Below are 26,075 nucleotides of genomic sequence, written 5' to 3'. Positions count from 1 at the left end.
ACCTACCGCTCGGAAGACGACACGGACTGACTCGCACGCCGCGCGCCGAACTCCAGCGTCATCTGGTTCAGCGTCATCGGCAGCGGTCGCTCGGGCACGGGCTTCGGTTCCGACGTCAGGTCGAGCTCCAACGCAGAGAGCACCTGCGCCAGCAGCGTGCTCGTCACCAGCAGAACGAGATTGCGTCCCGGGCACTCGGCCGGCCCCGCCGAGAATGGCACCAGCTGCGGATGGTTCTTCGCGGTCCCGTCGAGCCAGATCTGCGGTGAGAACGAATGCGCAAACGGCAGCAGTTCGTCGTCGCGGTGGAAGGCCGGCGTGACGATCATTAGTCCAGCACCTTTTGCGACGGTCGACCCGTCAGCCCACCGGGTCTCTTCGGTTGTGTCACGCAGGATCGTCGGCGTGGTCGGCCACAACCGCACCGACTCCAGCACGCAGCCGCGAAGATAGGGCCGCACCGCAACCCGGTCGGGTTCTGCTGCGTCCTCGACGGCGAGCGCCCGCTCGCTCGGATGCGTGGCCAACAGCGCCATCACCCTCAACGACGCCATACCTGCGGCGTCGAATGCGAAGATCCACTGCGGCATCTGACCGACCGGATCCACCGCTCCACTCGACGGTGTCTGGGCGACGACGGCTGCGAGGCTTCCCGGCTCGGGGTCTTCGACGTAGCGATACAGTCCCTCGAGGAATTTCGCGCGAGCGCGATAGTGCGGCAGCGACAGAAACGACCAGTTGCCCGCCTTCCGCAATCGCATCAGCGCGTCGGTGATCAGCTCGTCGTCTCGCGCGCGGTCGCCGAGCACCAGTCGGCGCACGATGCGCCACCACGTCGTCATGAACCGCGCTGAATCCAGGTTCCCGCGGGCGGCGGCGTCTGCGACCAGCGCGCGCGCTTCCTCGGCGACGACGCGCGTGAACGGCTCCGCGAGACGGTGCACCTCGACTCCGCTGTCGAGCGCGGCCTCATTGAATTCACGGCGCTGCTGGCGGATCGGTCCCTGCGAGATCAGCACGCCATGGGGCTGAAACCACTGCAGCGCCTTACGTTTCTCGGTGTTCGCGGGGTGAAACGGTGTGGGCGCTTCCGCGAGGACCCTTCCCACGTCCTCTGGGTCCAGAATCACCACCATCCGGCGGCCCGGAAACACCAATTCCACGGGTCCGCGCCCGAATTCGCGTCGTAGCCGTTGCATGCGCTGCACGGCCCGCGAGTCGGCCTGCGCGGCTTCCAGGGCACGGATGACCGGTCGGCGCCGGGAAATGACACCGGCCGCGATGGATGCCGCACCGAGGTCGAGCAGCGTCGTGGCAGCACGAGCGCCGGTCACTCGTTTCGTCACTGCCCTCGTTTACCCGGCGCCTTCTCTGCCAAACTTGGGCCATGACGCCGCCAGAATCCGGGCCGCAGTTCGAGACCTTGCTGTATTCCGCCGAACCACCCGTTGCCACCATCACCCTCAACCGCCCCGACCACCTCAACACCATCGTCCCGCCGATGCCGGACGAGATCGAGAAGGCCATCGGTGTGGCCGAGCGGGATCCCGCCGTCAAGGTGATCGTGTTGCGCGGTGCTGGGCGCGCGTTCTCAGGCGGCTACGACTTCGGCGGCGGCTTCACGCACTGGGGCGAAGCGATGAACACCGACGGCCGCTGGGATCCGGGTAAGGACTTCGCCATGGTCAGTGCCCGCGAAACCGGGCCCACCCAGAAGTTCATGGCGATCTGGCGGGCATCCAAGCCGGTGATCTCCCAGGTGCACGGCTGGTGTGTGGGCGGCGCGAGCGACTACGCGCTGTGCGCCGACCTCGTTATCGCCAGCGACGACGCGGTCATAGGCACTCCCTACGCCCGCATGTGGGGTGCCTACCTCACCGGGATGTGGCTGTACCGGCTGAGCCTGGCGAAGGTGAAGTGGCACTCGTTGACCGGTGAGCCGCTGACCGGAAAGGAAGCCGCCGCAGTCGAACTCATCAACGAGTCGGTGCCGTTCGAGAACCTCGAGGCCCGCGTCAAAGAGATCGCGCTGAAGCTGGCCGCGATTCCGCTGTCGCAACTTCAAGCGCAGAAGCTGATCGTCAACCAGGCCTACGAGAACATGGGGTTGGCCTCCACCCAGACACTCGGCGGTATTCTCGACGGGCTGATGCGCAATACGCCCGATGCGCTCGAGTTCGTCGAAACCGCTGCGGCACAAGGTGTCCGAGCCGCTGTCGAGCAACGCGACGGCCCGTGGGGCGATTACAGCCAGGCTCCGCCGGACAAACGGCCCGACCCGTCACACGTCATCGAGCCCTGAGCGCAGCTCGAACAGCGCCTCGAGGTCGCCGATCGCGCGCAAGGTGTCGTTGAGGTGGGTGCATGTGCTGGTGCCGACGAACTCCGCTCGGACCCGGTCGCGAACCTCGACGAGCCGCATCCCCTGCGCCCGCTGCGCGCTGCCGATGGCGCCCGGACATTCCTGCCACGGCAGCACGCGCACGTCTGCGCTGATCGCGGTGATGGTTCTCGTCGCCTCATCGACAGCACCGGTGATCGTGTATTCGTGCACGATCGTCTCGATCCCGTCACCGTCGACATGGGAGTCGCGGAAGTGGGCGTCAAAGCGGGCCGAGCCCCGCTCGGGCGCCAGCAGATCAAGCCGCCGCAACCGCCGCATGCCGTGTGCGCGAAGGGGTTCGACGGCGTGCATGCCATCGGTGTCGATCGGCGGGGCCTCCGGCCCGTGCACCGAGGGGATGGTGCCGAGGCGTCGCGCGTAGCCCACGAGCGATGCCTCGGGCGCGAAACCCGCACAGATACTGGCCATGCGATCGGCGGTGCCGGGCGGCAACTTCTCCTCCGCACCCGCGACGATCGCCGCGTGCTGCAGCGCATAACCCGAGACCAGCGCCGCACCGACCCAGTCGTCGAGCAGCAGGTGCAGCAGGCTCGATCGCCGGACCTCCTCTCCCAGCAGTTCACCGACCGTGGACCGAAAGCCGGGACCGACCCGCTCACCGATGAGGTGATCGAGCCGGTCGTCGCCCGGAACGGCTGCGATCTTCTCGATGGTGCGGTCGGCCAGGTGGGCGCGCACAGCGATCTCGTCGAGCACGTCCACCTCACCGCGCCGGACGACGTCACGAGCCCTCAGGTCGACGTCGGAATCAGCGGCGCCATCGGGATGGGTGTCAATCGTGCTGGTCCGCCGCAGGGCGCCCGCCTCCAACGGTGGCCACGTCGTGACGGGGCGCTGCGGGCCCACGATGTCGGTGACGAACGGCATGGCTCGACGGTAGCAATGCCGAGGTGGGCTAAACGTCGCGTCGCCGCAACCCGCCGAGCATCGCCACGAGCACGCCGAACACCACCAGCACTCCACCTGCGGCCAATGTCAGGTTCAGCCAGTGGTGCAGGCTGTCCTCGGCGTGGGCCACCATCACGTCGGCTACCACTCGGATGTCCCCGGTCAGTCGGTTCAACGCGTCGTTGACAGAGCGACGCGCCACCTCCAGGCCCGCCCACCCGGCGGCACCCACCAGGAGCGCCGAAACACCCAGGGCGGCAAGGGCTCTGCCCCGACTACGGGCGGCCGCGAGCGTCAGCAGTGCGAACACGCCCGTCAGGATCGTCGCGCCGACGCTGACCCACGGGCCCCACGTCGACGCCCACGTCAGCTGACCGGGTCGCCAGTCCTCCGAGATCGTGACGGGGACCGGCAGAGACTCGACGGGCGAGACACCGAAGTTCCCCAGCGTGTTCCGGAACGACTCGTCGGCGAGCATCGGCGCGAGGTCGAGCATCCACCGGTCGGTGCCCTCGACACGCTGCGCCGCGTCGGTGAACATCCACCGATGCCCGACCTTGGTGGCCAGCGCGAACTGCCCGGGGAACGTGGGGTTGGCCGTGTAGGCCGAGGCCGTGCCGATGATGAGGTCGTAGTCGACGTCGTACCCGGTGCCGTCCATGGCAGTGGACACTTCGGTGGCGAGGATCCGCGCCATCGCGTGCTGCAGTTGCGGCTCGTCGGCCGCCGATTCGGCCAACGCCGCGAATCCACCGTCGTCGACGACATTGCGCTGCGCCCACATGGTCGGGACGGCGACGGCCAGCAACGCCGTCGTGACGAGCCACAAGAAGACCGTCACCACCACGCGCACGCGCATCCTCCTACCCGAAACTGCGGTTTCTGACACGAACCGCGAGTAACCGCCTCAGAAACCGTAGCCTCGACGCGATGGCGCGAAGGTCGCTACTTGGCGGCCCGCTTCGGGGTGATCAGCGCCAGCTTCGTCATCAACGTGTTCATCCGCTTCAGCGCCTTGGGCGAATTGTTGTAGTAGTTGCCGCCCGCACCGACATTCGTTCGCGGCGCGACCACGACCTCCTGGCGGCAGTACTTGCGCAAGCCCTCCGCTCCGCCGAACCGCGCGCCCAGACCCGACGTCTTCCACCCGCCCATCGGCGCCGTCGTGCACATCAGGTTCGAGATGACGTCATTGATGTTGACGGCACCGCAATCCAGTTCGACCGCAATGTCGTTGGCCCGCTCGATGTCCTTGGAGAACACCGCGGCGCTCAACCCATACGGGCTGTCGTTGGCCAGCCGGATGGCCTCGTCCACACTGGCGACCTTCATGATCGGCAGCGTCGGCCCGAACGTCTCCTCTGTCATGCAGAGCATCGAATGGTCCACGTCGACGAGGACCGTGGGTGGATAGAAGCTGCCTTCGCCCTCGGGCCGCTTACCGCCGGTCAACGCCCGCGCACCCTTGGCCAGCGCATCGTCGACGTGCCGGGCGGCGACGGCGACCTGCGACTCGTCGATCATCGAACCGAAGTCGAAGCCTTCGCCCGCACCCATCTTGAGCTTCTCGACATCGCGCACCACCGCGGCGACGAACTCGTCGTAGACGGATTCGAGCACGTACACGCGCTCCACCGACACACACGTCTGCCCGGCGTTGAAGAACGCACCCCACACCGCGGCGTGCGCGGCCAGGTCGATGTCGGCGTCCTCGAGCACGATCATCGGGTCCTTGCCGCCGAGTTCGAGGCTGACCGGGGTGAGCCGGCGAGCGGCGCGCTCCATGACCTTCGCACCCGTGGCGCTGGAGCCGGTGAACTGGATGAAGTCGGCGTTGTCGATGACGGCCTCGGAGACCTCACGGGCGCCTTGGGCCAACGCCAGCACCTCCGGCGCCCCCGAGTCCAGCCAGCCGCGCAGCAGCAGCTCGGCCGTCAGCGGCGTGCGCTCCGACGGTTTGAGCAGCACGGCGCAGCCCGCCGCCAGCGCACCGATGGCGTCCATCAGGGCATTGGCCACCGGGTAGTTCCACGGCGCGATGATCCCCACCACGGGGCGGGGCCGGTAGTGCACCTCGATCTTCTTGATCGACAGGAACGGGAGCGGCGCGGGACGCTTCTCGGGTGCCAGCGCCTTGTCCATGGTCTTGATGTAGTACGACGCGATCATGATCAGCAGCGGCACTTCCTGCGCCGCGTCGACCGCGGACTTGCCGGTCTCCTTGATCAGCAGCGACTCGATCTCGTCGCGGTGCTCGCCGAGCCAGATGGCGTAGCGGGCCAGCACCTTGGCCCGACCCTTGGCGCCGCGGGCCTCCCACTGCCGCTGCGCCTCGCGCAGGCCGGCCGCGATGCGCGGCACGTCGGCGGGATCGGTCCATCGCACGGTGCCCGCGACGGCTCCGGTCGCGGGATTGCGGATTGTGCTGGTCTCGGGCAGCTCAACGTCGGACGTCGCAGTCATGACCCCATGCTAACCGTCGTGTGTGATCTAGATCGCACGGGGGTTGACAGGTGTCAAGTTTGCGGGGGCCTGTTCATGATCCGGTCGAGCGCCTGAAGGCTGTCCGAGATCGGGTCACCGGGTAGCGGGGTGCCGTGAGATGCGCCGATCAGCACGCCGACGATCGCCCCGGCCAGCACGCGCCGCTCGAGGGGGTCGGTCGGCGCGCCGCGACGTTTGGTCAGCGCCTCTTCGATCAGGCCGATCAACCGGACATATTCGGCGTAGAGCAGACCGGCCACCTCGGGCACGGTGTACATCAGCTGCTGTCCGATGATCGCCTCTTCGCGCTGCTCGGCGGTCAGCGAGTTGAACGTGGTCTCGACGGCGTGCCGGTAGGCGTCGATGACCGACATGTCCGCGGGCGCGGCGACGAACGCGTCGATGATCGGCGGGATGTGATCGTCGGAGATCAGCACCGCTTCTTTGGTCGGGAAGTAGCGGGAGAAGGTTCGCGGCGAGATGTCGGCGGCAGCGGAGATCTGCTCGACGGTGGTGGCCTGGTAGCCCCGCTCCTGGATCAGGCGAAAAGCTTCACGCCGGATCGTCGCGCGGGTTCGAAGTTTCTTTCGCTCGCGCAAGCCCAAAGGCTTATCGGACAACGCCATCACCCAATTGTTGCACCGCGTTGAGTTAGCCAGCCGAGGCCGCCGAGGTATCGCGCGCCCCGCTGTGGTCGCGCCGGGCGATGATCGCGGCGGCCCACACGACTGCCCAGCCGAGCAGAACGCCGCCGACCACGTCGGTGAAGTAGTGGAAGGTGACGGCGACTCCGAGCATCGCCAGCGCCACGGCGAGAACCGCGGTCACCACGACCCACCAGGCCGCACCGGCCACCACAACGGCCAGCCCCCACACGATGGTCGTCGCGGTGAGATGTCCACTCGGATAGGCGAGCCCGCCTCCCTTCTCCCGGCCGAAGATCGGTTTGAGCACCCGGACGGCGGCGATTCCGGCCACCGGCGCGACGACAGTCACCAGCGCCAGCCACCACCGGCGTTGCAGGCAGGCCGCGGCAAGAACCACGACAGCCGCGGCGAACAGCACGCGGGTATCGGCGATCACGGCCAGGCGCCGCACCGGGGTGTCGCCCAAATCCTGGAACCACGCGTCGACCGGCGTCGAGGATTTGCCGACCACCCAGCCGAGCAGCAGCATCGCCACCAGCGCGAGCGCCGGCCACCACCGGGTCACGTGATTCCGCGGATGTAGGCCGCCTGGCCGAGGTGTTGGGCGCCGTCGTCGATGATGCTCACCAGCCGCACGCTCGCCGTCACCGGTGGGTCCCAGTTCTCGTCGACGACGCGGCTCAGTTCTTCGGAGGTGACTGACGCGATGTACTCCAGCGTCGCCTTGTGCACGGCGTGCGCGTAGCCCGCGAGCAGATCCGCCGGGGCGCGGACGCGGCCCACCTCCTCGGGGCTGTGCCCGTAACCCATGTCTTCGCGGGGCAGGTCGAGCCCGAACCGGTCGACCCAGCCGTCGCGCAACCAGACCTGCTCGGTGCCGGCGAGGTCGGCGAGCTGAAGGTCCTGTTGACGGGCGCTGTGCCACACCAGCCACGCGATGCTGTTGGCGGTGGGCGTGGGACGGAAGAACGCCGTCTCGTCGGTCAACCCGTCGGTGAGGTTCTCCACGTGCTCGCTGAGCCGTGTGAACGCGTCGCGCAGAATCTCACGGGCCACAGCCACGTCTGAGTCAGCCATGGCCTCGACGGTATACGTCAGTGCGGTGGTCGCGCCCCGTGAAAGACGGCCTCGATGTTGTTGCCGTCCGGATCGCGGACGAAGGCGCCGTAGTAACCGGAGTGATACTCCGGCCACAGCCGCGGGGCGTGCAGCGACTCTGCGCCGGCCTGGATCGCGGCGTCGTAGAACGCCTGCACGGCATCGGTGTCGGCGGCCTGGAACGCGAAGTGCACCTCGCGGTTGGGACCCGCAGCGTCACCGGCGTTCATATCCGCGATCCAGAAGTCGGGTTTGCCGTCGCGGCCGTAGCCGATGGCGACCTGATAGTCGAGTTGGCGGGTGTAGCCGAGCACGCCCAGGACCGTGTCGTAGAACGCCTTCGATCTCTGGAAGTCCGCGCAGTTGATTCCGAAGTGATCGATCACGGGCACATCGTAGATTCGACGTATGACATACGAACTCGTCATCAGGGGCGGCACCATCGTCGACGGCCTCGGAGGTGAGCCGTTCGTCGGCGACGTGGCGGTTTCGGCAGGAGTGATAGCGGCCGTCGGGCAGGTCGACGAGCCCGGCACGCGGGAGATCGATGCGGCGGGCCTCCTGGTCACCCCCGGTTTCGTCGACCTGCACACCCACTACGACGGCCAGGCCATCTGGTCGGACCGGCTGACCCCGTCATCGGCGCACGGTGTGACCACCGTGGTGATGGGCAACTGCGGGGTGGGCTTCGCGCCGTGCCGGCCCGAGGACCACGACGTACTCGTCGACGTGATGGCCGGGGTCGAGGACATCCCCGGTGTGGTGATGGTCGACGGCCTGCCGTGGCACTGGGAGACGTTCCCGGAGTTCCTCGACGCCTTGGAAACGCGGCACCGAGACATTGATGTGGCAGCGCTCTTGCCGCACTCGCCGCTGCGGGTGTACGTGATGGGGCAGCGCGGTGTCGACCGCGAACCGGCCACCGCCGAGGACCTGGCGATGATGCGCAAACTCGCCGCCGAAGCCGTTCAGGCCGGCGCGCTGGGCTTCGCGTCGTCGCGGTTCACGCTGCACAAGACCGAGAGCGGGCGGCCGATTCCCAGCTATGACGCCGATCGCGCCGAGATCGAGGCCATCGCCCGCGGAGTCGACGACGCCGGTGGCGGGCTGATCCAGTTCGTGCCCGATCTGGTGGCCGGCGACTACGAGCCCGTGCTGCGGACGGTGTTCGAGGTCGCCGCCGAGGTCGGCCTGCCCGTGACGTTCACGTTGGCGATCGGCAACGCCGGTGACCCGTTCTTCCTCGACGCGCTGACCATGGTCGAGAAGGCCAACATCGACGGCGGCGAGATCACCGCGCAGATCTTCCCCCGGCCGATCGGGTTGGTGTTGGGCCTGGAACTGTCGGGCAATCCGTTCGTGATGTACCCGAGCTATCAGGAGCTGGCCTCCTTACCGTTGGCCGAACGTGTCGCCGAGATGCGTAAACCCGAGGTGCGGCAACGGATTCTGTCGGATCAACCGGCGGGAGAGGGTCACCCGCTGATGTTCGCGGCGCAGGCGTTCGAGTGGATGTTCCCGCTCAGCGATCCACCGAACTACGAACCGCCGCAGTCCGAAAGCATTGCGAGCCGCGCCCGGGCCAGGGGCGTGAGCCCGCTCGAGGAGGCCTACGACCGGCTGCTCGACAACGACGGTCACGCCATGCTTCTGGTGACGCTGGCCAACTTCCGCGACGGAACCCTGGACACGGTCGCAGAGCTGATCCGTCGCGATGATGTGGTGCTCGGGCTCGGCGACGGCGGCGCGCACTACGGAATGATCTGCGACGCAAGCTTTCCCACGTACATGCTGACGCACTGGTCGCGGGACCGCGCGGCCGGCCGGCTGGCGGTCGCCGAGGCGGTGCGCGAACTGACCTCGGTGCCGGCCCGGGTCGCCGGCCTGGCCGATCGCGGCCGGATCGCCGTCGGGTACAAGGCCGACCTCAACGTCATCGACCACGACGCCCTGCGCCTGCACCGGCCGGTGATCGCCTATGACCTTCCCGCTGGAGGCCGGCGTCTGGACCAGAGCGCCGAGGGATACGTCGCGACCGTGGTGTCCGGCGAGATCATCGCCGAGAACGGGACTCCCACCGACGCGCGTCCCGGCAAGCTGATCCGGGGCCGTCGACCCGCGCCCACCGCATGACCCGCTGTCAGACCGCTGAGCGGTCGCGGCGCAGCGCGGGGTGCTGACGGCTGAGCGTCCTGAGTAGCAACTGGCGCGGAATCGCTTGCAGCAGGCGGGTACTCAGCACGTTCTGGCGTCCGGCGATCACGGAGCCGCGGTCGCGTTCGAGCGCCTCGACGCCGATCCTGGCCACCTCGCGCGACGGCAGCCACATGAACTTGGGGAAAGCCGCCGCGAAAGTGCGCTCGTCCATGCCCGCCGCCTGGAGGAACTCGGTGCGCACTGGCCCGGGCGCGAGCATTGCGACGGTGACGCCGGTGCCCTCCAGTTCGGCCCGCACACCTTCGGTGTAGGTCTTGACGAACGCCTTCGTTCCCGCATAGCCCGCCTGTCCGGGGAACCCGTGATAGCCGGCGGTGGACCCGACGTTGAGGATCGCGCCGCGACCGCGGGGCACCATCTGCTGGACCGCGCGGGTGGTGAGGTCGATGACGGCCTCGACGTTGACGCGTACCTGCGCGATCTCCTCGGCCACAGGCGATTTCGTCACTGATCCGATCGTGCCGATCCCCGCGTTGTTGACGAGGATGTCGACGGTCAGCCCGCGGTCGGCGATCTGGTCGAACAGGCCCGCGCGGGCGTCGGGGTCGGCGACGTCGCACGCGATGGTCTCGGCGCGGACAGTGTCGCCGAGTTCGGTGGCCAGGTCCCGCAACCGGTCCTCGCGGCGGGCGACGAGGGTGACGCCGTGGCCACGCGCGGCCAGCTCGCGGGCGATGTCAGCGCCGATGCCCGCCGAGGCCCCGGTGACGACGGCTGTGGTGGTGGACGAAGGCTGCGGTAAAGGCATACACGAACCTAACGCGCCGCAGCGCGGACGTATTCTCGCCCTATGAGCGTGAAGGTGGATCTCGACCGCTTGACCGACGTACTGGCCGACTTCGGTTTCGCCTATCTGATCTCCGTCGGCGACGACTACCGCGCGCACACCGTCGCCGTCGACCCGGTGTTGCGCGACGGCAGGCTCGACGTCGGCACCGTCGGTCGGCACACACGGGAGAACACCGACCGCCACGGTGACGTCACCATCGTCTGGCCGCCGAGCGAGCCCGGTGGATATTCGCTGATCGTCGACGGCCAGGCGCACCGGGCCGGCGAGGCGTTGTCGGTCCAGCCGTCGCGCGCGGTACTGCATCGCAAGGCCACGCCGGAGTCGCCGTCGACGAGCCCGGACTGCCTGCACGACTGCGTGCCGCTCAAGGAGTAACCCCCGTCGCCCACACCCCGCCGAATGTGGGCCTGTGTCACGGTCCGCGCGAAAAACGCGTGCGGGTAACCCACGTTCGGCGATGAAACGAAAGAGCCCGGCCCCCTTGTGAGGAGCCGGGCTTTTCCGTAATGACCGGGACTTAGAAGTCCATGCCGCCCATGCCGCCGGTCGGGTCGGCCGGACCAGCGGCCGCCTTCTCCGGCTTGTCGGCGACGACAGCCTCGGTGGTCAGGAACAGCGCCGCGATGGACGCCGCGTTCTGCAGCGCCGAACGCGTCACCTTGACCGGGTCGGCGACGCCGGCCTTGAGCAGGTCCTCGTACTCGCCGGTCGCGGCATTGAGGCCGACGCCCTTCTCCGAGTTGCGGACCTTCTCGGCCACCACGCCGGGCTCCAGGCCACCGTTGAAGGCGATCTGCTTCAGCGGAGCCTCGAGCGCCACGCGGACGATGTTCGCACCGGTGGACTCGTCGCCCTCCAGCTTGAGCTCGTCCAGCGCCGGGGAGGCCTGCAGCAGGGCCACGCCACCGCCGGCGACGATGCCCTCCTCGACGGCCGCCTTGGCGTTGCGGACGGCGTCCTCGATGCGGTGCTTGCGCTCCTTGAGCTCGACCTCGGTGGCAGCGCCGGCCTTGATCACCGCAACACCGCCGGCCAGCTTGGCCAGGCGCTCCTGCAGCTTCTCGCGGTCGTAATCGCTGTCGCTGTTCTCGATCTCGGCGCGGATCTGAGCCACGCGGCCGGCGATGGCGTCGGAGTCACCGGCGCCCTCGACGATCGTGGTCTCGTCCTTGGTGACGACGACCTTGCGCGCCTTGCCCAGCAGCGAGACGTCGGCGGTCTCGAGCGACAGACCGACCTCTTCGCTGATGACCTGACCACCGGTGAGGATGGCCATGTCCTGCAGCATCGCCTTGCGGCGGTCACCGAAGCCCGGGGCCTTGACGGCGACGGACTTGAAGGTGCCACGGATCTTGTTGACGACCAGCGTGGACAGGGCCTCACCCTCGACGTCCTCGGCGATGATCAGCAGCGGCTTGCCGGACTGGATGACCTTCTCCAGCAGCGGCAGCAGATCCTTGACGGTCGACACCTTGGACGACACGAGCAGGATGTACGGGTCCTCGAGGACCGCTTCCTGACGCTCGGCGTCGGTCACGAAGTAACCCGAGATGTAGCCCTTGTCGAAGCGCATGCCCTCGGTGAGCTCGAGCTGCAGGCCGAAGGTGTTGGACTCCTCGACGGTGATGACACCCTCGTTGCCGACCTTGTCCATGGCCTCGGCGATCAGCTCACCGATCTGGGTGTCGCCGGCCGAGATCGCGGCGGTGGCGGCGATCTGGTCCTTGGTCTCGACCTCCTTGGCCGACTTCAGCAGCGTCTCGGTGATCTTCTCGACGGCCTTCTCAATGCCGCGCTTGAGGCCGAGCGGGTTGGCGCCGGCCGCGACGTTGCGCAGACCCTCGCGCACGAGCGCCTGGGCCAGCACGGTGGCGGTGGTGGTGCCGTCGCCGGCGACGTCGTCGGTCTTCTTAGCGACTTCCTTGACCAGCTCAGCGCCGATCTTCTCGTACGGGTCCTCCAGCTCGATCTCCTTGGCGATGGACACACCATCGTTGGTGATCGTGGGGGCGCCCCACTTCTTCTCCAGGACGACGTTGCGACCCTTGGGGCCCAGCGTCACCTTTACCGCGTCGGCGAGGCTGTTGAGGCCCCGCTCGAGGCCGCGGCGGGCCTCTTCGTCATACGCAATTGTCTTGGCCATTGCGAAGTGTTCCTCCGGATTGGGGATGGCACGTCTGCGGTCGGGTGCAGTGCCCGCGACGGACGGCTGGGGTGTGCTCCCGCAGGTGCGGCCCCTGCCTCACCGGCCCGACCTAGCACTCGCCGGTCGCGAGTGCCAACTGCCTTTCTAGCACTCGGGCATGGCGAGTGCAAGATCGCATGCGACCCGTTCAGGCCGCTCGCAGGCCGTCCAGCACCACCTCGGTGAGCCGCTCGGCCTGCTCGGGGTTGGCGTCTTGGATCGCAAAGCAACCGGCGAGGATCGCCTTCACGTCGCGCACGTCGACGTCGCGCCGCGCGGTCCCGGCGTCATGGGCCGCCTTCAGCAGGCCGCCGAGGAATTCGAGGAAGGTCCGCTCGGTCTGCGGGATGACTTCCGCGACGTCGATACCCTCCCCCGCGATGGCGTCCTTCAGGCCGCGATCGGCCGCTCCCCAGTGCAGGACCAGCGAGCGCAGCACGACGAACAGCGCCTCCCCGGGCGGCACGCCCTCGGCCAGGGCCCGTCCCTCCGCGACGAGGCTCTCGATCCGGTTCTCGACGACCGCGCGGTACAGGTCCACCTTGGTCGGGAAGTGGCGGTACACCGTTCCGGCGCCGACGCCGGCACGGCGGGCGATCTCGTCGATGGGCACTGAGAGCCCGTCGGCCGCGAAGGCGTCGTAGGCCACCTCCAGCACGCGGCCACGATTGCGTAGGGCATCGGCGCGTAGGGGTCGGTCGGTCGCACTCACATCATCACCTCGGGGGGGCGTTCGTTCCGCATATCCACAAGGAACCGGAGTGCCCGCTCCGGTTAACACTGTACCGAGGAGGGGGTCATGCCATCACAAACCCGGTATCCACGACGGTCGGACAGTGGCAGGGTGGGTAGGCATGTCACTCGTCGATCCCCGGCAGGTGCCGCCCTACCCGCCTGCGCGATACACCGCGCCCGAACCGGAGGCCAGCGCCTGGGTGCGACGCGGCACCGAGCCGGCCGACTACGACTCGTTCGGGCTCGTGAAATACCACTACCTCGCCGACCAGAACGCCACCGAGGGCGACTACGGGCTGTACCGCGTCGACATCGCACCGAACGGCGGCGGACCGGGACCCCACTTTCACCGCGCGATCTCGGAGGCCTTCTTCGTGCTGTCGGGGACCGTGCGGCTCTACAACGGCACCGAGTGGCTCGACGGCAATCCCAACGACTTCTTCTACGTGCCGCCCGGGGGCATCCACGGCTTCCGCAACGAGGCCGATGCGCCGACGTCGCTGTTGATGCTGTTCGCTCCCGGCGCGCCGCGCGAGCATTATTTCGAGGGTTTCGCCGCATTGGGCGACTTGACCGACGACGAGCGCCGGACGTGGTTCATCCGCAACGACAACTTCTTCATCGAGTGACCAGCCGCGCGGCCAGATACGGCGCCGTGCGGCTGCCCTTCGCCCGACTCACCTTGTGCGGTGTGCCCGCCGCGACGACGCGGCCGCCGTCGTGTCCCGCACCCGGTCCGAGGTCGATCACCCAGTCCGCCCCGGCGACCATCCGCATGTCGTGTTCGGCCACCACCACCGTGTTACCCGCATCGACAAGGCGATGCAGTTGCCCGTCGAGCAGATCCACATCCGCCGGATGCAGGCCGGTCGTCGGCTCGTCGAGGACGTAGAGCGTGTGGCCGCGACGGGGCCGCTGCAATTCCGATGCCAGCTTGATGCGCTGGGCCTCCCCGCCGGACAGTTCGGTGGCGGGCTGGCCGAGACGCAGATATCCCAGCCCTACCTCCCGCAGCGTTGCCAGGCTACGGGACGCGCCCGCGATGTCCCCGAGGAACTGTGCGGCCTCGTCGACGGTCATGGCCAGGACGTCGGCGATGGTGTGGTCGCGGTAGCGCACCCGCAGCGTGGCTTCGTTGTAGCGGGCGCCTCCGCAGGTCGGGCAGGTGGCGTAAGTGCCTGGCAGGAACAGCAGTTCGACCGATACGAAACCCTCTCCCTGGCAGGTCTCGCATCGGCCTTCTGCGACGTTGAACGAGAACCGGCCCGCCGTCCAGCCCCTGCGACGCGCCGCCGGGGTCGCGGCGAACTCCCGTCGCACGGCGTCGAACAGGCCGGTGTAGGTCGCCAGGGTCGAACGCGGGGTGCGCCCGATCGGCCGCTGGTCGACAGCGACCAGTCGATCGATCGCATCGACGCCCTCGGCCGTCACCCCGATGCTGGCGTCGCGATCGAGATCGACGACCTCGGCGTCGGAATCATCGCTGTCGCTGTCACTTTCGGCCAGGCCCACGGCGCGGCCCAGATGACGGTTCACCACATCACCGAGCACCTTGACCACGAGCGTCGACTTCCCCGAACCGGAGACGCCGGTGACCGCGGTGTAGACGCCCAGCGGCAGGTCGACGTCCACGCCGCGCAGGTTGTGAAAACCGATACCCCGCAATCGAAGCCAGGACGACGGCCCGCGGGTGGTCCGCGGTTCGGCTGCCTCGGCATCGAACAGGTAGCGACGGGTGATCGACTCGGAGACATCCTTCAGGCCGTCGACGGGCCCGCTGTAGAGCACCCGCCCTCCGAGCTCGCCGGCGCCGGGGCCGACGTCGACGATCCAGTCGGCGCGGCGCACGACGTCCATGTCGTGTTCGACGATGAACAGTGAATTGCCGGCTCGCCGAAGGCGATCCAGCACGTCGAGCAGCGGCTCCGCATCGGCGGGGTGCAGACCGGCCGACGGCTCGTCCAGCACGTAGAGCACCCCGAACAATCCGGCTCGCAACTGCGTGGCCAGTCGCAGCCGCTGCAGTTCACCCGGCGACACGGTCGGGGTGCGACGGTTCAGCGTCAGATACCCGAGGCCGAGGTCGACGAGGACACCGATGCGCGCGACCAGATCGGCGGCGATCATCGTGGCAACCTCGGTGTGCTCTCCGGACTCTGTCGACTCGAAGGCGGGGGCGACATCGGTGCGGGACGCGGTCGGCCGCAGCGCATCGGCGAGTTCGACCAGCGGCATCGCCACATAGTCGGCGATGGTCCGACCCGCGAACGTCACCTTCAGTGCCTCGGGCCGCAAGCCCGAACCGTGGCACAACCCGCAGTCCACGCTGTCGACGTACTGCAGCACGCGGCGGCGCATCATCGCGCTCTGCGAGTTCGCCAGCGTGTGCCTGACGTGACGTTCGGCACTGGAGAAGGTCCCGTTGTAGTAGTACTCCGCGGTGACCGGATGTTGGCTCGGATCGATCTCGACGGTGGGCTGCTCGTCGGTGAACAAAATCCAATCACGTTGACGCTTGGGCAGTTTCCGCCACGGCTTGTCGATGTCGAACCCGAGCGTGATGAGGATGTCGCGCAGGTTCTGTCCCTGCCAGGCACCCGGCCACGCCGCCACGGCGCCCTCGCGGATGGTCAACGAGGGATCCGGCACGAGCGTCTGCTCGGTCACCTCGTGGATCCGGCCGAGGCCGTGACACTTCGGGCAGGCACCGACGGCCGTATTCGGGGAGAACGCGTCGGAGTCGAGTCGTTCGGTGGCGCCGCGCGGATACGTCCCGGCGCGGGAGAACAGCATCCTCAGGAGGTTGGACAGGGTGGTGACGGTGCCGACCGTGGATCGTGACGTGGCCGCCCCCCTGCGCTGCTGCAACGCCACGGCAGGGGGCAGCCCGGTGATGTCGTCCACCTTGGGCGCGCCGGTCGGCAGCAGCAGTCGTCGCGCGTACGGAGCGACCGACTCGAAGTACCTGCGCTGCGCCTCGGCGTAGATGGTGCCGAAGGCCAGCGACGATTTGCCGGAACCGGAGATACCGGTGAACGCCACCAGCGCGTCGCGCGGTGCGGCGACGTCGACGCCACGTAGGTTGTGTACGCGGGTACCGAAGACACGAACGCACGGATCGATGTCGTCGTCGCTGGGCGTAGTGGGGGTTGCCGACATGGTTGGCGCAGAGTACCCACGTCGCGCCACCACAAGCACCGCGTTTGCTGGAGGACATGTCCCTGCGGGTCGTGACGCGCCGTCAGCCGCTGGGTGCTCAGAAGTGGACCGCAGCCGCCGGCGACGCTCGACACACCGGCTGTCCGGCGACACGCCACACAGAGATGCGCGGCCGTAATCCGTTGCGTTAGGCTGCTGTCCGATCAGTGAGGAGTCTTTGGGTGCGGGCAGACACAGCGCCCGACACCCAGGCTTTGCGAGGCTGGCAGCGTCGGGCATTGGTGCGGTATCTTGGCGCCAAACCGCGCGATTTCCTCGCCGTGGCGACCCCGGGTGCGGGTAAGACGACGTTTGCCCTGCGCGTGGCCGGCGAGCTGTTGGCTGACGGCACCGTCGAGCGCGTCACCGTCGTCGTGCCGACCGAGCATCTCAAAATCCAGTGGGCGCTGGCCGCCGCCAGGCTCGGCCTGTCCCTGGACCCGAAGTTCTCCAACAGCGCCGCGCACCACTCCTCGGAGTACCACGGCGTCGTCGTCACCTATGCCCAGGTGGCCAGCCACCCCACCCGGCACCGGGTGCGCACCGAGAACTACCGCACCCTTGTCATCTTCGACGAGATCCACCATGGCGGCGATGCGAAGAGTTGGGGCGAGGCGATGCGTGAGGCGTTCAACGACGCCACCCGCCGACTGGCGCTGACCGGCACACCGTTCCGCAGCGACGACAGCCCGATCCCGTTCGTCACCTACGAACCCGACGGCACCGGGGTGATGCGCTCACGCGCCGATCACGTCTACGGGTACTCCGACGCGCTGGCCGACGGCGTGGTGCGGCCCGTGGTGTTCATGGCCTATTCCGGCGAGGCCCGCTGGCGTACCAGTGCCGGTGAGGAGTACTCGGCGCGGCTCGGCGAACCGCTCAACGCCGAGCAGACCGCGCGGGCCTGGCGCACGGTGCTCGACCCGAACGGCGAGTGGATCCCGGCGGTGCTGCAGGCCGCCGACACCCGGCTCAGCCAGCTGCGCAACGGCGGGGTGCCCGACGCGGGCGCGATGGTGATCGCGTCGGACCAGAAGGCCGCCCGCGCCTACGCCAAGGTGTTGACGACGCTGACCGGCGAGGCGCCGACGCTCGTCTTGTCCGACGACCCCGGTTCCTCGGACCGCATCGCCGAATACGCGGCGGGCACGAGTCGTTGGCTGGTCGCAGTGCGCATGGTCTCCGAGGGCGTCGACGTGCCCCGCCTGGCCGTCGGCGTATATGCGACTTCCGCGTCCACCCCGCTGTTCTTCGCCCAGGCGATCGGCCGCTACGTCCGCTCCCGGCGGCCCGGCGAGACCGCGAGCATCTTCCTGCCGTCGGTGCCCGCGCTGCTCGACCTGGCCAGCGAGATGGAGGCACAGCGCGACCACGTGCTCGGCAAACCGCACCGCGAGTCGCAGGGCGAGTGGGACGACGCGGCCCTCGAGGACGCCAACAAGAAGAAGGACGAGCCGGGCGAGCCCGACAACGGCTTCGAGATGCTGGGTGCCGACGCCGAGCTCGACCAGGTGATCTTCGACGGTTCCTCGTTCGGCACCGCGGCGGCCGTCGGCAGCGAGGACGAGGCCGACTACCTCGGCATTCCCGGCCTGCTCGCCCCCGACCAGATGCGGGACCTGTTGCGGCACAGGCAGGAACAGCAACTGACCCGTCAGACCGCCTCGGGTGAGGTGCCGCGGGTCTCCACGCACGGCCAACTGCGCGAACTGCGCAAGGAACTCAACACGCTGGTGTCCATCGCACATCACCGCACCGGCAAACCGCACGGCTGGATCCACAAGGAACTGCGCCGGATCTGCGGCGGCCCGGCGGTCGCGGCGGCGACGACCGATCAGCTGCGCGCCCGCATCGAGGCGGTACGCAAGCTGCAGTCCTAGCCGCGCCGTGTGGGCCTAGCCGCGCGCCTCGGCGATCGAAGCGAGGTTCTTCAGCGAGTTGTCGAGGTGCTGCGGTTCGAACGGCGGGAACTCGATGTCGCGCATGTGCGGCGCCACGTTCGACCAGTCGTAGGTCAGCGTGACCGCCGTCTGCGCCGGCCCCGCCGCTTCGAGGTCGTATCGCCAGATCCAGCCGCCCCATTGCAGCTCGGTGCCGTTCATCAGATAACCGCGCTGCTCGGGACCCTGGCCCGGCTGCCAGGCGATGGCACGCGGCCGGTCGAAAACCTCGACCCGGTTGGCCATCTCGTAGTACTTCTCGGGATGGTTGTCGTGGTACATGCCCATCCGGAACACCTGGCCGACCCCGGTCAGGCGTTCACCGTCGAGCGGCTCGCGTACCCATCCGGTGCCGTCGATCGCCTGGTGCGTCGACGGGTCGGCGAGCACCTCGAACACGGTCTCTATCGGGGCGTTGACGGTTGTGGTCGCGTGGACGCGTTGTTCTGTCATGTCGATACAGACCGCGGCGGGCCCGAAAAGTCATCGTCAGAACACCCCACACCCGGCCACCCCACACACCCAAGAGCTGATCAGCAGCAGCGGCCACAGCACGACGGCCACGACCAGAGCCGCGATGTTGGCGAAGATCGTGAAGTCGCCGGACAGCGCCGCCTCGAGCTGTCCGATCAGCTCGATGTGAAACGCCGCATACACGACTCCGATCACGATGTAGACCAACGTGATCCACAGCACCAGCTCCAGGTAGGTGTTGATACCGCGCTGCAGCAACATCTGCTGCACCCGCTCCCACATCGATGCCCCCTACAGTCCGAGAAGCTGCGGCAGGTCGGCCACGGAGTCGATCACATGATTCGGTTGCATCGCGAATTCGTCTGCCGCCCAACGATCCAACGTATCCTGTCGGAACTTGCCCGTACGCACCAACACGCCGGTCATACCGACCACCTGCGCTGCCAGCACGTCGTTGTTGAGATCGTCGCCGACCATGTACATCTCGTCGGGTTCTACCCCGAGCCGCCTCGCCGCGGCGAGGAAGCCCTCGGGGGCGGGCTTGCCGACCGCTGTGGCCTTGCGCCCGGAGGTCTCCTCCATGCCGAGCAGGTACATGCCGGTGTCCACGCGCAACCCGTCGGTCGTCGTCCATGCGGTGCTGCGATGCATCGCGACCACCGGCACGCCGTGGGCCATCCAGTCGTAGACCCACGACAACGTCAGGTGGCTGTACTCCGGGCCCGCGCCGCCAAGGAGGATGACGTCCGGGGTCTCCGGTGCGCGCGGACCGCTGTACTCGTGCGAATAGACGATGTCGATGCCGGGCATGTCCTCGGCGATCTGCCCGCTGTTGACGAGGAAGCACCGCGCATCGGGATACCGGTCGCGCACGTATTGCGCGGTCAGCACCGCGGCGGTGATGACCTCGTCGGGGCGGACGGCCATCCCCGCTGCGGAAAGCAGTTCGGCGATCTGCACGCGGGTCTTGGTCGTCGTATTGGTCAGGTAGGCGCTGGCAATCTGGTTGTCGGTCAACGTCGCGACGGTCTGGGCCGCACCTTCGATCGGGCGCCACGAGGTCACCAGCACGCCATCGATGTCGAACAGCACCCCACCGATAGCCATGGCCCGACAGTAAACGGCGCATGCGTCAGCGCAAATCGGGGAGGCCGCGCGAATTCGAGTAGTCGCCTACGCTAGTGCGCCGTCGGTGCTCGTCGAAAACTATCCCTTACCAGGGCCGATAACGGCCACAGATTTCGAGGTGAGGGGTGGGCGATGCCAGTCGTAGGCGAACGAGCGGTGGTCCTCGGCGCGAGCATGGCGGGCCTGCTCGCCGCCAGAGTGCTCGCGGACAGCTACCGGACCGTCACCGTGGTAGAGCGAGACGCCCTGCCCACCGAACCGACGCCCAGGCGTGGAGTCCCTCAGGGCAGGCTGATCCACGCCCTGCTCGCGCGCGGAGCACAGGTGCTCGAGGAGTTGTTGCCTGGCATCCTCGACGAACTCGTCGCGGACGGCGCAGTCAAGTGGGACGGCGACTTCTCCAAGCTCCACTTCTCTCCCGGTGGTCACCGGCTCGTGCAATCTGGCCGATGCCCGTCTCCCGACTCGATGCCGTTCTACTTCCAGAGCCGGCCGTTTCTGGATTGGCATGTGCTGCGGCGCATGCGCGACGTTCCCAACGTGACGATCCTGGAGCGCCACGACGTGGTCTCTCTGTCGGCGACCGCCGACCGTAGCCGGGTCATGGGTGTTGACGTGATCAATCGCGACAGCCGCGAGGTGTCGATGCTCGACGCCGACCTGGTCGTCGACGCGACCGGGCGTGGCTCCCGCACACCGCTGTTCCTCGAGCAGTTGGGCTATGACCGGCCGCCGGTGGACGAAGTGGTTGTGCGGTTGACTTATGCCTGCCAGCCGGTGCGCATCAGGCCGGGCGCGATCGCGGAGCACTTCATCGCGATCATGCCGGAGCACGGCAGGCCCCGGATGTTCGCGGCCGCGTGCTACGAGGACGACGCGACGATGTTCGCGATCGGAGCCATGGCGGGCCACGAGGTGCCGGACACGGCCGATGAAATGCGCGATTTCGTAGCCGATTTCGTGCCGGCAAATGTGTTAGCCGCCCTCGCGAACGCCGAACCCCTTGGGCCGGTGGTGAACTACCGGGTGCCGTCCAACCGCTGGCGCCGCTACGACAAGCTGCGCCGGTTACCCGACGGGTTGCTGGTGCTCGGCGACGCGGTTTGCAGCTTCAATCCGATCTACGGACAGGGCATGACCGTCGCGGCCGTCGAGGCGACCGTGCTGCGAGACTGCCTGCGGCACGGCAACGACGATCTGGCCCGCCGCTTCTTCCGATCCAGCGTCAAGCCGATCCGCATCGCGTGGCAGACCGCCGTCGGATCGGATCTGGCGTTGCCCGAAGTCGAAGGGACTGCGCCGCTGTCGATACGGCTCAGCAACGCCTACCTGGACCGCGTGTTGACGGCATGCGAGACAGACGAGGCCGTCACGCTGCGATTCCTGCGCGTGCTGGGCATGGTGGATCCGCCGGCGAAACTCTTCTCACCCTCGTTCATGTGGCGGGTCCTGCGAGCCCAGGGGTCCGGTTATCGTCGCATCCAAGCCGTGTCGGCCACCCACGGCGACGCCTCCGCCACGATCGACCATGCCAGTGCCGCGGGTACATCGATCACCTGATAGTGCTTGACCCCGGCGGCCGTCGCGGCCACCAGTGTCGCCACCCCCGCGCGCCGCTGCATCCAGGTCTGCCGCACGGTCCAGCCGATGATGCCCGAGGCGTCGATGCAGTCGCGGCGGCGCTGCAGGCTCCCCGTGCGCGCGACCAACCAACCGTCGCCCACGCGGTGCCCCAACGACCGTGCGCGGTCGAACGCGAGCAGCGCGCAACACCCGGTGAGCACGACCCAGAGCACCCACACCCATAGCGGCGGCGACGCGACCAGGGTCGGCGCCACCAGCAGCGCCACCGCCACCGCAGCGGGCAGCGCCATCGCCCGGGTCCAGCGCCTTCGAGAGGCGACCGGGCCGTGTGCGCGAAGCGGCCCGGTCACCGCGTCGGGGCGCTCGATCAGACCCGTCAGGACTTCGTCGGCGGTGCGCTTGGGACAGGGCGGCAACAACAACGACGATTCACCCTCGCCGCCGACGCCGGTCATCACGGCGTCGAGGCGGGCGCCGCCGAACAGCCTCACCAGCAACGGTTCCCGCAGCGTGCCCCCGCGCAGGCGGCGCATGTCGAAAGTGTGTTCGCGGATGCGAATCAGCCCGTACTTCAGATGCAGCACCTCGAAGTCGCGTCGCAGTTCGAGGTTGCCGTAGGTCAACAACGACTGCAGCACCGAGAGCACGACGGAGGCCAGCAGCAGTACCGTCGCCCCCAGCGCGATGCCCGCCGCCGCCCCGAGACCCCTGGCCGTGTCGAGCCACGACTGGGCCAGGCCCGATTCGTGCACGCCGGTGTCGACGCCCACCTGATACACCACGCCGACCGCGGCGGCGATCATCGCCAGCCCGGTGAAGCTCAGCGGGCTGTAGCGCAACCACGACGGCGTCCACCGCGCAAGCACGCGACCGGGCGCCGATGGCTTGTCCTCCTCTGCCGCAAGGGATTCGGCCAGTAATAGTGCGCGCAGCCTGCCGACCTGGTCGGTGGGCACGGCGTCGAGCGCGAATGCGGCGTCGCCCCTGGCCTCCTGGCCGGTGCTGACCCGCAGCACCGTCAGACCCAGCAACCGGTGCAGCAGTCGGGCGTCGGTGGATACCGACCGAATCCTGTTGCGCGGCACCGAGAGCACCTTGCGTTGCAACACACCGGTGCGCAGCTGCACGTCGCTCGGCCCGACGCGGTAGGTGGTGGTGAACCAGCGGGCCAGGCCGACGGCGACGGTGATCCCCACTACCGCAACGGCCAGAAGCGGGTTGCCGGTCGCCGTCCCGAGCACCAGCGTCCCTGCGATCACCGGAATCTGGCGCACCACCTCGTGCACGGGGTGCACCAACAGCATCCGGGGGCTCAGACGCTGCCACGACTCGGCAGGGGGCTGTGCCCAACCGACGTCTGTCACGTCGCGTCCTCGGTTCCCAGCGCGGCGATGTCGGTGAGCCGGGCGACGACCGCGTCGGCCACCTCGGTGTCCAGCGCGATGATGCGGACCGCGCCCGCCGACGACGCGGTCGTCACCGTCACGTTGGCGAGCCCGAACAACCGGTCCAGCGGACCGCGTTCGGTGTCGACGGTTTGCACGCGCGAGATCGGCGCGATGCGGCGCTCCTGGGTCAGCCAACCGGTGCGGGTGTACACCGCGCGCGGATCGATGGCCCACCGGTGCACCCGGTAGCGCCACCACGGGACGACGACGACGAACAGCAGGATGCCGAGCAGCGTGCCCAGCGCCGCGAGCGCATGCACCCACCACGGGCGCGGGTCGACCGCGTACCACACCAGTTGGCCGAGCACCAGGAACGACCACGAGATCGCCGCGCCGATCGCCCATACCAGCGGGGCCTTGCGACTCGGCTTGTTCGCGGGGTCCGAGAAATCCACGAGATCGGTCATCAGGGGTCAGCCTAGGTAACCGCGAGTCCATCGGCCGCTGAGTATGTTGATCGTCATGGGCAGCAAATGGACCGTGGCCGACATTCCGGACCAGTCCGGGCGGACCGCGATCGTGACCGGCGCGAACAGCGGGCTCGGTTATGACACCGCGGCCGCCCTGGCCGGCGCGGGCGCCACGGTGGTGCTCGCGGTGCGCAACCTCGACAAGGGCAACGAGGCTCTCGACCGCATCAAGAGGTCGAACCCCGAGGCCGCGGTCAGCGTGCAGGCACTCGACCTGTCCGCGCTGGACAGCGTGCGCAGGGCCGCCGACGAGCTGCGCGCCGCGCACCCGCGTATCGATCTGCTGATCAACAACGCGGGCGTGATGTACGTGCCGACCCGCGAAACCACCGAAGACGGTTTCGAGATGCAGTTCGGCACCAACCACCTCGGCCACTTCGCGTTGACGGGCCTGCTGCTGGACAACCTGCGCAGCGTCGAGGGGTCACGTGTCGTGACGGTCAGCAGCGTCGGCCACCGGATCATGGCCCGAATCCGCTTCGAGGACCCCCACTTCGAGACCGGATACAACAGGGTGCAAGCCTATGGACAGTCCAAGCTGGCCAACCTGCTGTTCACCTTCGAACTGCAGCGGCGCCTGGCGGCCGCGGGCGCTCCGACCATCGCGACCGCCGCCCACCCCGGCTTCTCAGACACCGAATTGATGCGCTACATACCGGTTTTCGTACCGGACATCGTGTGGAAGATCTTCACCCAGCCCGCAGACAAGGGTGCGTTGCCGACGCTTCGCGCGGCCACCGACCCGAATGCGCAGGGTGGCCAGTACTACGGCCCCGACGGGATCGGCGAGGTGAAGGGCCATCCGAAACTCGTTGCCTCGAGCGCACAATCGCGCGACCAAGACATTCAGCGCCGGTTGTGGAACATGTCCGAGGAACTGACCGGCGTCACGTACCCCGTCTGATGCGAACCGTCGAGGAACATCAGCGCGTGGTCGCCGCGTTGATCACCGCCCGCTCACCGGTCGCCGTGCCCATCGCCGACGCGCTGGGCCTGGTGTTGGCGCAAGACGTCGTCGCGCCGTTGTCGCTGCCCGGCTTCGACAACTCCGCGATGGACGGGTACGCCGTCATGGTCGACGACGTGGCGTCGGCCACGCCCGAAAACCCGGTCCGGCTGCCCGTGGCCGAGGACATCCCCGCCGGCCGCACCGACCTTCTGACGCTGAAACCCGGTACGGCGCACCGGATCATGACCGGCGCGATGCTTCCGGCGGGTGCGACGGCGGTGGTGCCGGTGGAGGCGACGAATGCGGCGGTCGACACCGTGGAGATCCGCTCGGCCGCCAGAGACGCCCAGCACATCCGGCGCGCCGGTGAGGACGTCACCGCCGGTACGGCCGTGCTGCGCGGCGGGCAGGTCGTCACACCGGCCGCACTCGGATTGGCCGCCGCACTGGGCCTTGCCGAGCTGACCGTGATACCGCGCCAGCGCGTGCTGGTGATGTCGACCGGCACCGAACTCGTCGCGCCCGGCACACCGCTGGCACCCGGTCAGATCTACGAATCGAACGCGGTGATGCTCGCCGCGGCGCTGCGCGACGCCGGCGCCGACGTGGTGGCCTCCCCCATGACCGGCGACGACGTCGCATCCTTCCGCGCGGCCCTGGCGGAGCACACCGGTGACGCCGACCTGATCATCACGACGGGAGGGGTGAGCGCGGGTGCGTACGAAGTCGTCAAGGACGCGCTCGCGGGAGGCGTCGAGTTCGTCAAGGTGGCCATGCAACCGGGCATGCCGCAGGGTTGTGGCGTCGTCGACGGCGTTCCGATCGTGACCCTGCCCGGCAACCCCGTCAGCGCGCTCGTGTCGTTCGAAGTGTTCCTGCGGGCCCCGTTGCGCGCCGCGATGGGGCTACCCAACCCCGCCCGGCCCCGCCGCGCGGCCGTGCTGACCGAGGACCTCACCTCGCCACGCGGGAAACGCCAGTTCCGCCGCGGCGTGCTGGATGCCGCCGCTGGCACGGTGACCAGCTACGGCCCGCCCGCCTCGCACCACCTGAGGTGGCTGGCCTCGGCGAACTGTCTGCTGGAGATCGCCGAGGATGTCGACGCACTCTCGGCCGGGTCGACTGTTCAGGTGTGGGACCTGACCTGACCCCCGCAATCTCCGCGCCGAGGCGGCGCATGCCTCGATCGAGACCCGGCCCGTAGAATCGCGGGACGATGGCCAGACGCCCCGACCTGAAATCCGGCCCCGCGCGGCTTTTGGCGCTGGCCCGTACCACGATCCCTCCGATGCATCCGGCGGGGCTGCCCTTCGTCGGCGCAAGCCTGGCGCTGGCCGCCCTCGGGAGCAGGAACCGGTGGCTACGCGGCGCCGGGCTCGCATCGGCCGCGGCCAACGCGGCGTTCTTCCGCCACCCCCCCCGCCCGCCCCCCCCCC

25 protein-coding genes and 1 pseudogene are annotated in these 26,075 nt (G+C 68.4%); 9 read left to right on the top strand and 17 right to left on the bottom strand.

Going from position 1 to position 26,075, the window contains the following annotated elements:
* Window positions 1-2 precede the first annotated feature (2 nt).
* Window positions 3-1,346 (bottom strand): cytochrome P450, encoded by a 1,344-nt coding sequence (locus tag AU072_RS26485; RefSeq protein ID WP_064416517.1) that lies wholly within the window; start codon window positions 1,344-1,346, stop codon window positions 3-5.
* 41 nt (window positions 1,347-1,387) lie between these two features.
* Here AU072_RS26485 and AU072_RS26480 point away from each other — a divergent pair, with 41 nt between their 5' ends.
* Window positions 1,388-2,302: a crotonase/enoyl-CoA hydratase family protein gene (locus AU072_RS26480; RefSeq protein ID WP_064416516.1), complete on the top strand. Its 915-nt coding sequence runs from the start codon at window positions 1,388-1,390 to the stop codon at window positions 2,300-2,302.
* Here the strand turns inward: AU072_RS26480 and AU072_RS26475 are convergent.
* From AU072_RS26475 to AU072_RS26445, 7 genes are all read right to left on the bottom strand, one after another.
* Window positions 2,282-3,271, bottom strand: a complete 990-nt coding sequence (locus AU072_RS26475; protein ID WP_064416515.1) for a DUF2889 domain-containing protein — start codon at window positions 3,269-3,271, stop codon at window positions 2,282-2,284. The genes AU072_RS26480 and AU072_RS26475 overlap by 21 nt on opposite strands.
* Window positions 3,272-3,299: 28 nt before the next feature.
* The gene (locus AU072_RS26470; RefSeq protein ID WP_064416656.1) at window positions 3,300-4,145 is read right to left on the bottom strand and encodes a hypothetical protein; all 846 of its coding nucleotides are present in this window, start codon (window positions 4,143-4,145) and stop codon (window positions 3,300-3,302) included.
* A gap of 92 nt (window positions 4,146-4,237) precedes the next feature.
* The gene (locus AU072_RS26465; protein WP_064416514.1) at window positions 4,238-5,755 is read right to left on the bottom strand and encodes an aldehyde dehydrogenase family protein; all 1,518 of its coding nucleotides are present in this window, start codon (window positions 5,753-5,755) and stop codon (window positions 4,238-4,240) included.
* 53 nt (window positions 5,756-5,808) lie between these two features.
* Window positions 5,809-6,402 (bottom strand): TetR family transcriptional regulator, encoded by a 594-nt coding sequence (locus tag AU072_RS26460; protein ID WP_064416513.1) that lies wholly within the window; start codon window positions 6,400-6,402, stop codon window positions 5,809-5,811.
* A gap of 25 nt (window positions 6,403-6,427) precedes the next feature.
* Complete coding sequence (locus AU072_RS26455) at window positions 6,428-6,988, bottom strand: phosphatase PAP2 family protein (protein ID WP_082680707.1); 561 nt, start codon at window positions 6,986-6,988, stop codon at window positions 6,428-6,430.
* A complete protein-coding gene (locus AU072_RS26450; protein WP_064416512.1) occupies window positions 6,985-7,500 on the bottom strand; it encodes a mycothiol transferase in 516 nt (171 codons plus the stop codon). Before AU072_RS26450 ends, AU072_RS26455 begins: the two co-directional genes overlap by 4 nt.
* A 17-nt stretch (window positions 7,501-7,517) precedes the next feature.
* Window positions 7,518-7,907, bottom strand: coding sequence for a VOC family protein (locus AU072_RS26445; protein ID WP_064416511.1), 390 nt, complete (start codon window positions 7,905-7,907; stop codon window positions 7,518-7,520).
* A 22-nt stretch (window positions 7,908-7,929) separates the two neighbouring features.
* On the opposite strand from AU072_RS26445, the gene AU072_RS26440 reads away from it, so the two are divergent.
* On the top strand, window positions 7,930-9,654 hold the full coding sequence (locus AU072_RS26440; protein WP_064416510.1) for an N-acyl-D-amino-acid deacylase family protein: 1,725 nt from the start codon (window positions 7,930-7,932) through the stop codon (window positions 9,652-9,654).
* 7 nt (window positions 9,655-9,661) lie between these two features.
* Here AU072_RS26440 and AU072_RS26435 read toward each other — a convergent pair whose 3' ends face one another.
* The gene (locus AU072_RS26435; protein ID WP_064416509.1) at window positions 9,662-10,486 is read right to left on the bottom strand and encodes an SDR family NAD(P)-dependent oxidoreductase; all 825 of its coding nucleotides are present in this window, start codon (window positions 10,484-10,486) and stop codon (window positions 9,662-9,664) included.
* A gap of 42 nt (window positions 10,487-10,528) precedes the next feature.
* Between AU072_RS26435 and AU072_RS26430 the strand changes: the two genes are divergently transcribed.
* Window positions 10,529-10,903, top strand: a complete 375-nt coding sequence (locus tag AU072_RS26430; protein ID WP_064416508.1) for a hypothetical protein — start codon at window positions 10,529-10,531, stop codon at window positions 10,901-10,903.
* A 142-nt stretch (window positions 10,904-11,045) separates the two neighbouring features.
* On the opposite strand, the gene groL is transcribed toward AU072_RS26430, so the two are convergent.
* Both groL and AU072_RS26420 read right to left on the bottom strand, forming a co-directional pair.
* The gene (groL, locus tag AU072_RS26425) at window positions 11,046-12,671 is read right to left on the bottom strand and encodes a chaperonin GroEL (protein ID WP_064351252.1); all 1,626 of its coding nucleotides are present in this window, start codon (window positions 12,669-12,671) and stop codon (window positions 11,046-11,048) included.
* A 190-nt stretch (window positions 12,672-12,861) separates the two neighbouring features.
* Window positions 12,862-13,425 (bottom strand): TetR/AcrR family transcriptional regulator, encoded by a 564-nt coding sequence (locus AU072_RS26420; protein ID WP_064416507.1) that lies wholly within the window; start codon window positions 13,423-13,425, stop codon window positions 12,862-12,864.
* Between the two features lie 142 nt (window positions 13,426-13,567).
* On the opposite strand from AU072_RS26420, the gene AU072_RS26415 reads away from it, so the two are divergent.
* On the top strand, window positions 13,568-14,077 hold the full coding sequence (locus AU072_RS26415; protein WP_064416506.1) for a cupin domain-containing protein: 510 nt from the start codon (window positions 13,568-13,570) through the stop codon (window positions 14,075-14,077).
* On the opposite strand, the gene AU072_RS26410 is transcribed toward AU072_RS26415, so the two are convergent.
* Window positions 14,067-16,607: an excinuclease ABC subunit UvrA gene (locus AU072_RS26410; protein ID WP_064416505.1), complete on the bottom strand. Its 2,541-nt coding sequence runs from the start codon at window positions 16,605-16,607 to the stop codon at window positions 14,067-14,069. The two genes, AU072_RS26415 and AU072_RS26410, sit on opposite strands and share 11 nt — an antisense overlap.
* 221 nt (window positions 16,608-16,828) lie before the next feature.
* On the opposite strand from AU072_RS26410, the gene AU072_RS26405 reads away from it, so the two are divergent.
* A complete protein-coding gene (locus tag AU072_RS26405; protein ID WP_064416504.1) occupies window positions 16,829-18,526 on the top strand; it encodes a DEAD/DEAH box helicase in 1,698 nt (565 codons plus the stop codon).
* A 15-nt stretch (window positions 18,527-18,541) separates the two neighbouring features.
* On the opposite strand, the gene AU072_RS26400 is transcribed toward AU072_RS26405, so the two are convergent.
* From AU072_RS26400 to AU072_RS26390, 3 genes are read right to left on the bottom strand one after another with little or no spacing between them, the layout of a single operon-like run.
* Complete coding sequence (locus AU072_RS26400; RefSeq protein WP_064416503.1) at window positions 18,542-19,039, bottom strand: SRPBCC family protein; 498 nt, start codon at window positions 19,037-19,039, stop codon at window positions 18,542-18,544.
* 36 nt (window positions 19,040-19,075) lie between these two features.
* Window positions 19,076-19,342, bottom strand: coding sequence for a hypothetical protein (locus tag AU072_RS26395; RefSeq protein ID WP_064416502.1), 267 nt, complete (start codon window positions 19,340-19,342; stop codon window positions 19,076-19,078).
* 9 nt (window positions 19,343-19,351) lie between these two features.
* Window positions 19,352-20,167 (bottom strand): HAD-IIA family hydrolase, encoded by an 816-nt coding sequence (locus AU072_RS26390; protein WP_064416501.1) that lies wholly within the window; start codon window positions 20,165-20,167, stop codon window positions 19,352-19,354.
* Between the two features lie 153 nt (window positions 20,168-20,320).
* Here AU072_RS26390 and AU072_RS26385 point away from each other — a divergent pair, with 153 nt between their 5' ends.
* Entirely contained in the window at window positions 20,321-21,748 is a 1,428-nt protein-coding gene (locus tag AU072_RS26385) for an FAD-dependent oxidoreductase (protein ID WP_064416500.1), read from the top strand.
* On the opposite strand, the gene AU072_RS26380 is transcribed toward AU072_RS26385, so the two are convergent.
* Complete coding sequence (locus AU072_RS26380; RefSeq protein WP_064416499.1) at window positions 21,658-23,076, bottom strand: PH domain-containing protein; 1,419 nt, start codon at window positions 23,074-23,076, stop codon at window positions 21,658-21,660. The two genes, AU072_RS26385 and AU072_RS26380, sit on opposite strands and share 91 nt — an antisense overlap.
* 56 nt (window positions 23,077-23,132) lie before the next feature.
* Window positions 23,133-23,627 carry a PH domain-containing protein gene (locus AU072_RS26375; protein ID WP_064416498.1) on the bottom strand — a complete coding sequence of 165 codons (495 nt, stop codon included), beginning with the start codon at window positions 23,625-23,627 and terminating at the stop codon, window positions 23,133-23,135.
* Window positions 23,628-23,682: 55 nt separating this feature from the next.
* On the opposite strand from AU072_RS26375, the gene AU072_RS26370 reads away from it, so the two are divergent.
* The 3 genes and pseudogenes from AU072_RS26370 to AU072_RS26360 form a co-directional block, all read left to right on the top strand.
* On the top strand, window positions 23,683-24,594 hold the full coding sequence (locus AU072_RS26370; protein ID WP_064416654.1) for an SDR family NAD(P)-dependent oxidoreductase: 912 nt from the start codon (window positions 23,683-23,685) through the stop codon (window positions 24,592-24,594).
* Window positions 24,594-25,787, top strand: coding sequence for a molybdopterin molybdotransferase MoeA (moeA, locus tag AU072_RS26365; RefSeq protein ID WP_064416497.1), 1,194 nt, complete (start codon window positions 24,594-24,596; stop codon window positions 25,785-25,787). Before AU072_RS26370 ends, moeA begins: the two co-directional genes overlap by 1 nt.
* Before the next feature lie 68 nt (window positions 25,788-25,855).
* A pseudogene (locus tag AU072_RS26360) lies at window positions 25,856-26,075 on the top strand (phosphatidylserine decarboxylase family protein); the annotation flags it as partial.

Origin of the sequence: Mycolicibacterium novocastrense, assembly GCF_001499835.1 — a bacterium.
In the GTDB taxonomy this organism is placed as follows: domain Bacteria; phylum Actinomycetota; class Actinomycetes; order Mycobacteriales; family Mycobacteriaceae; genus Mycobacterium; species Mycobacterium novocastrense.
This window is presented reverse-complemented; position numbering and strand designations above follow the sequence as displayed.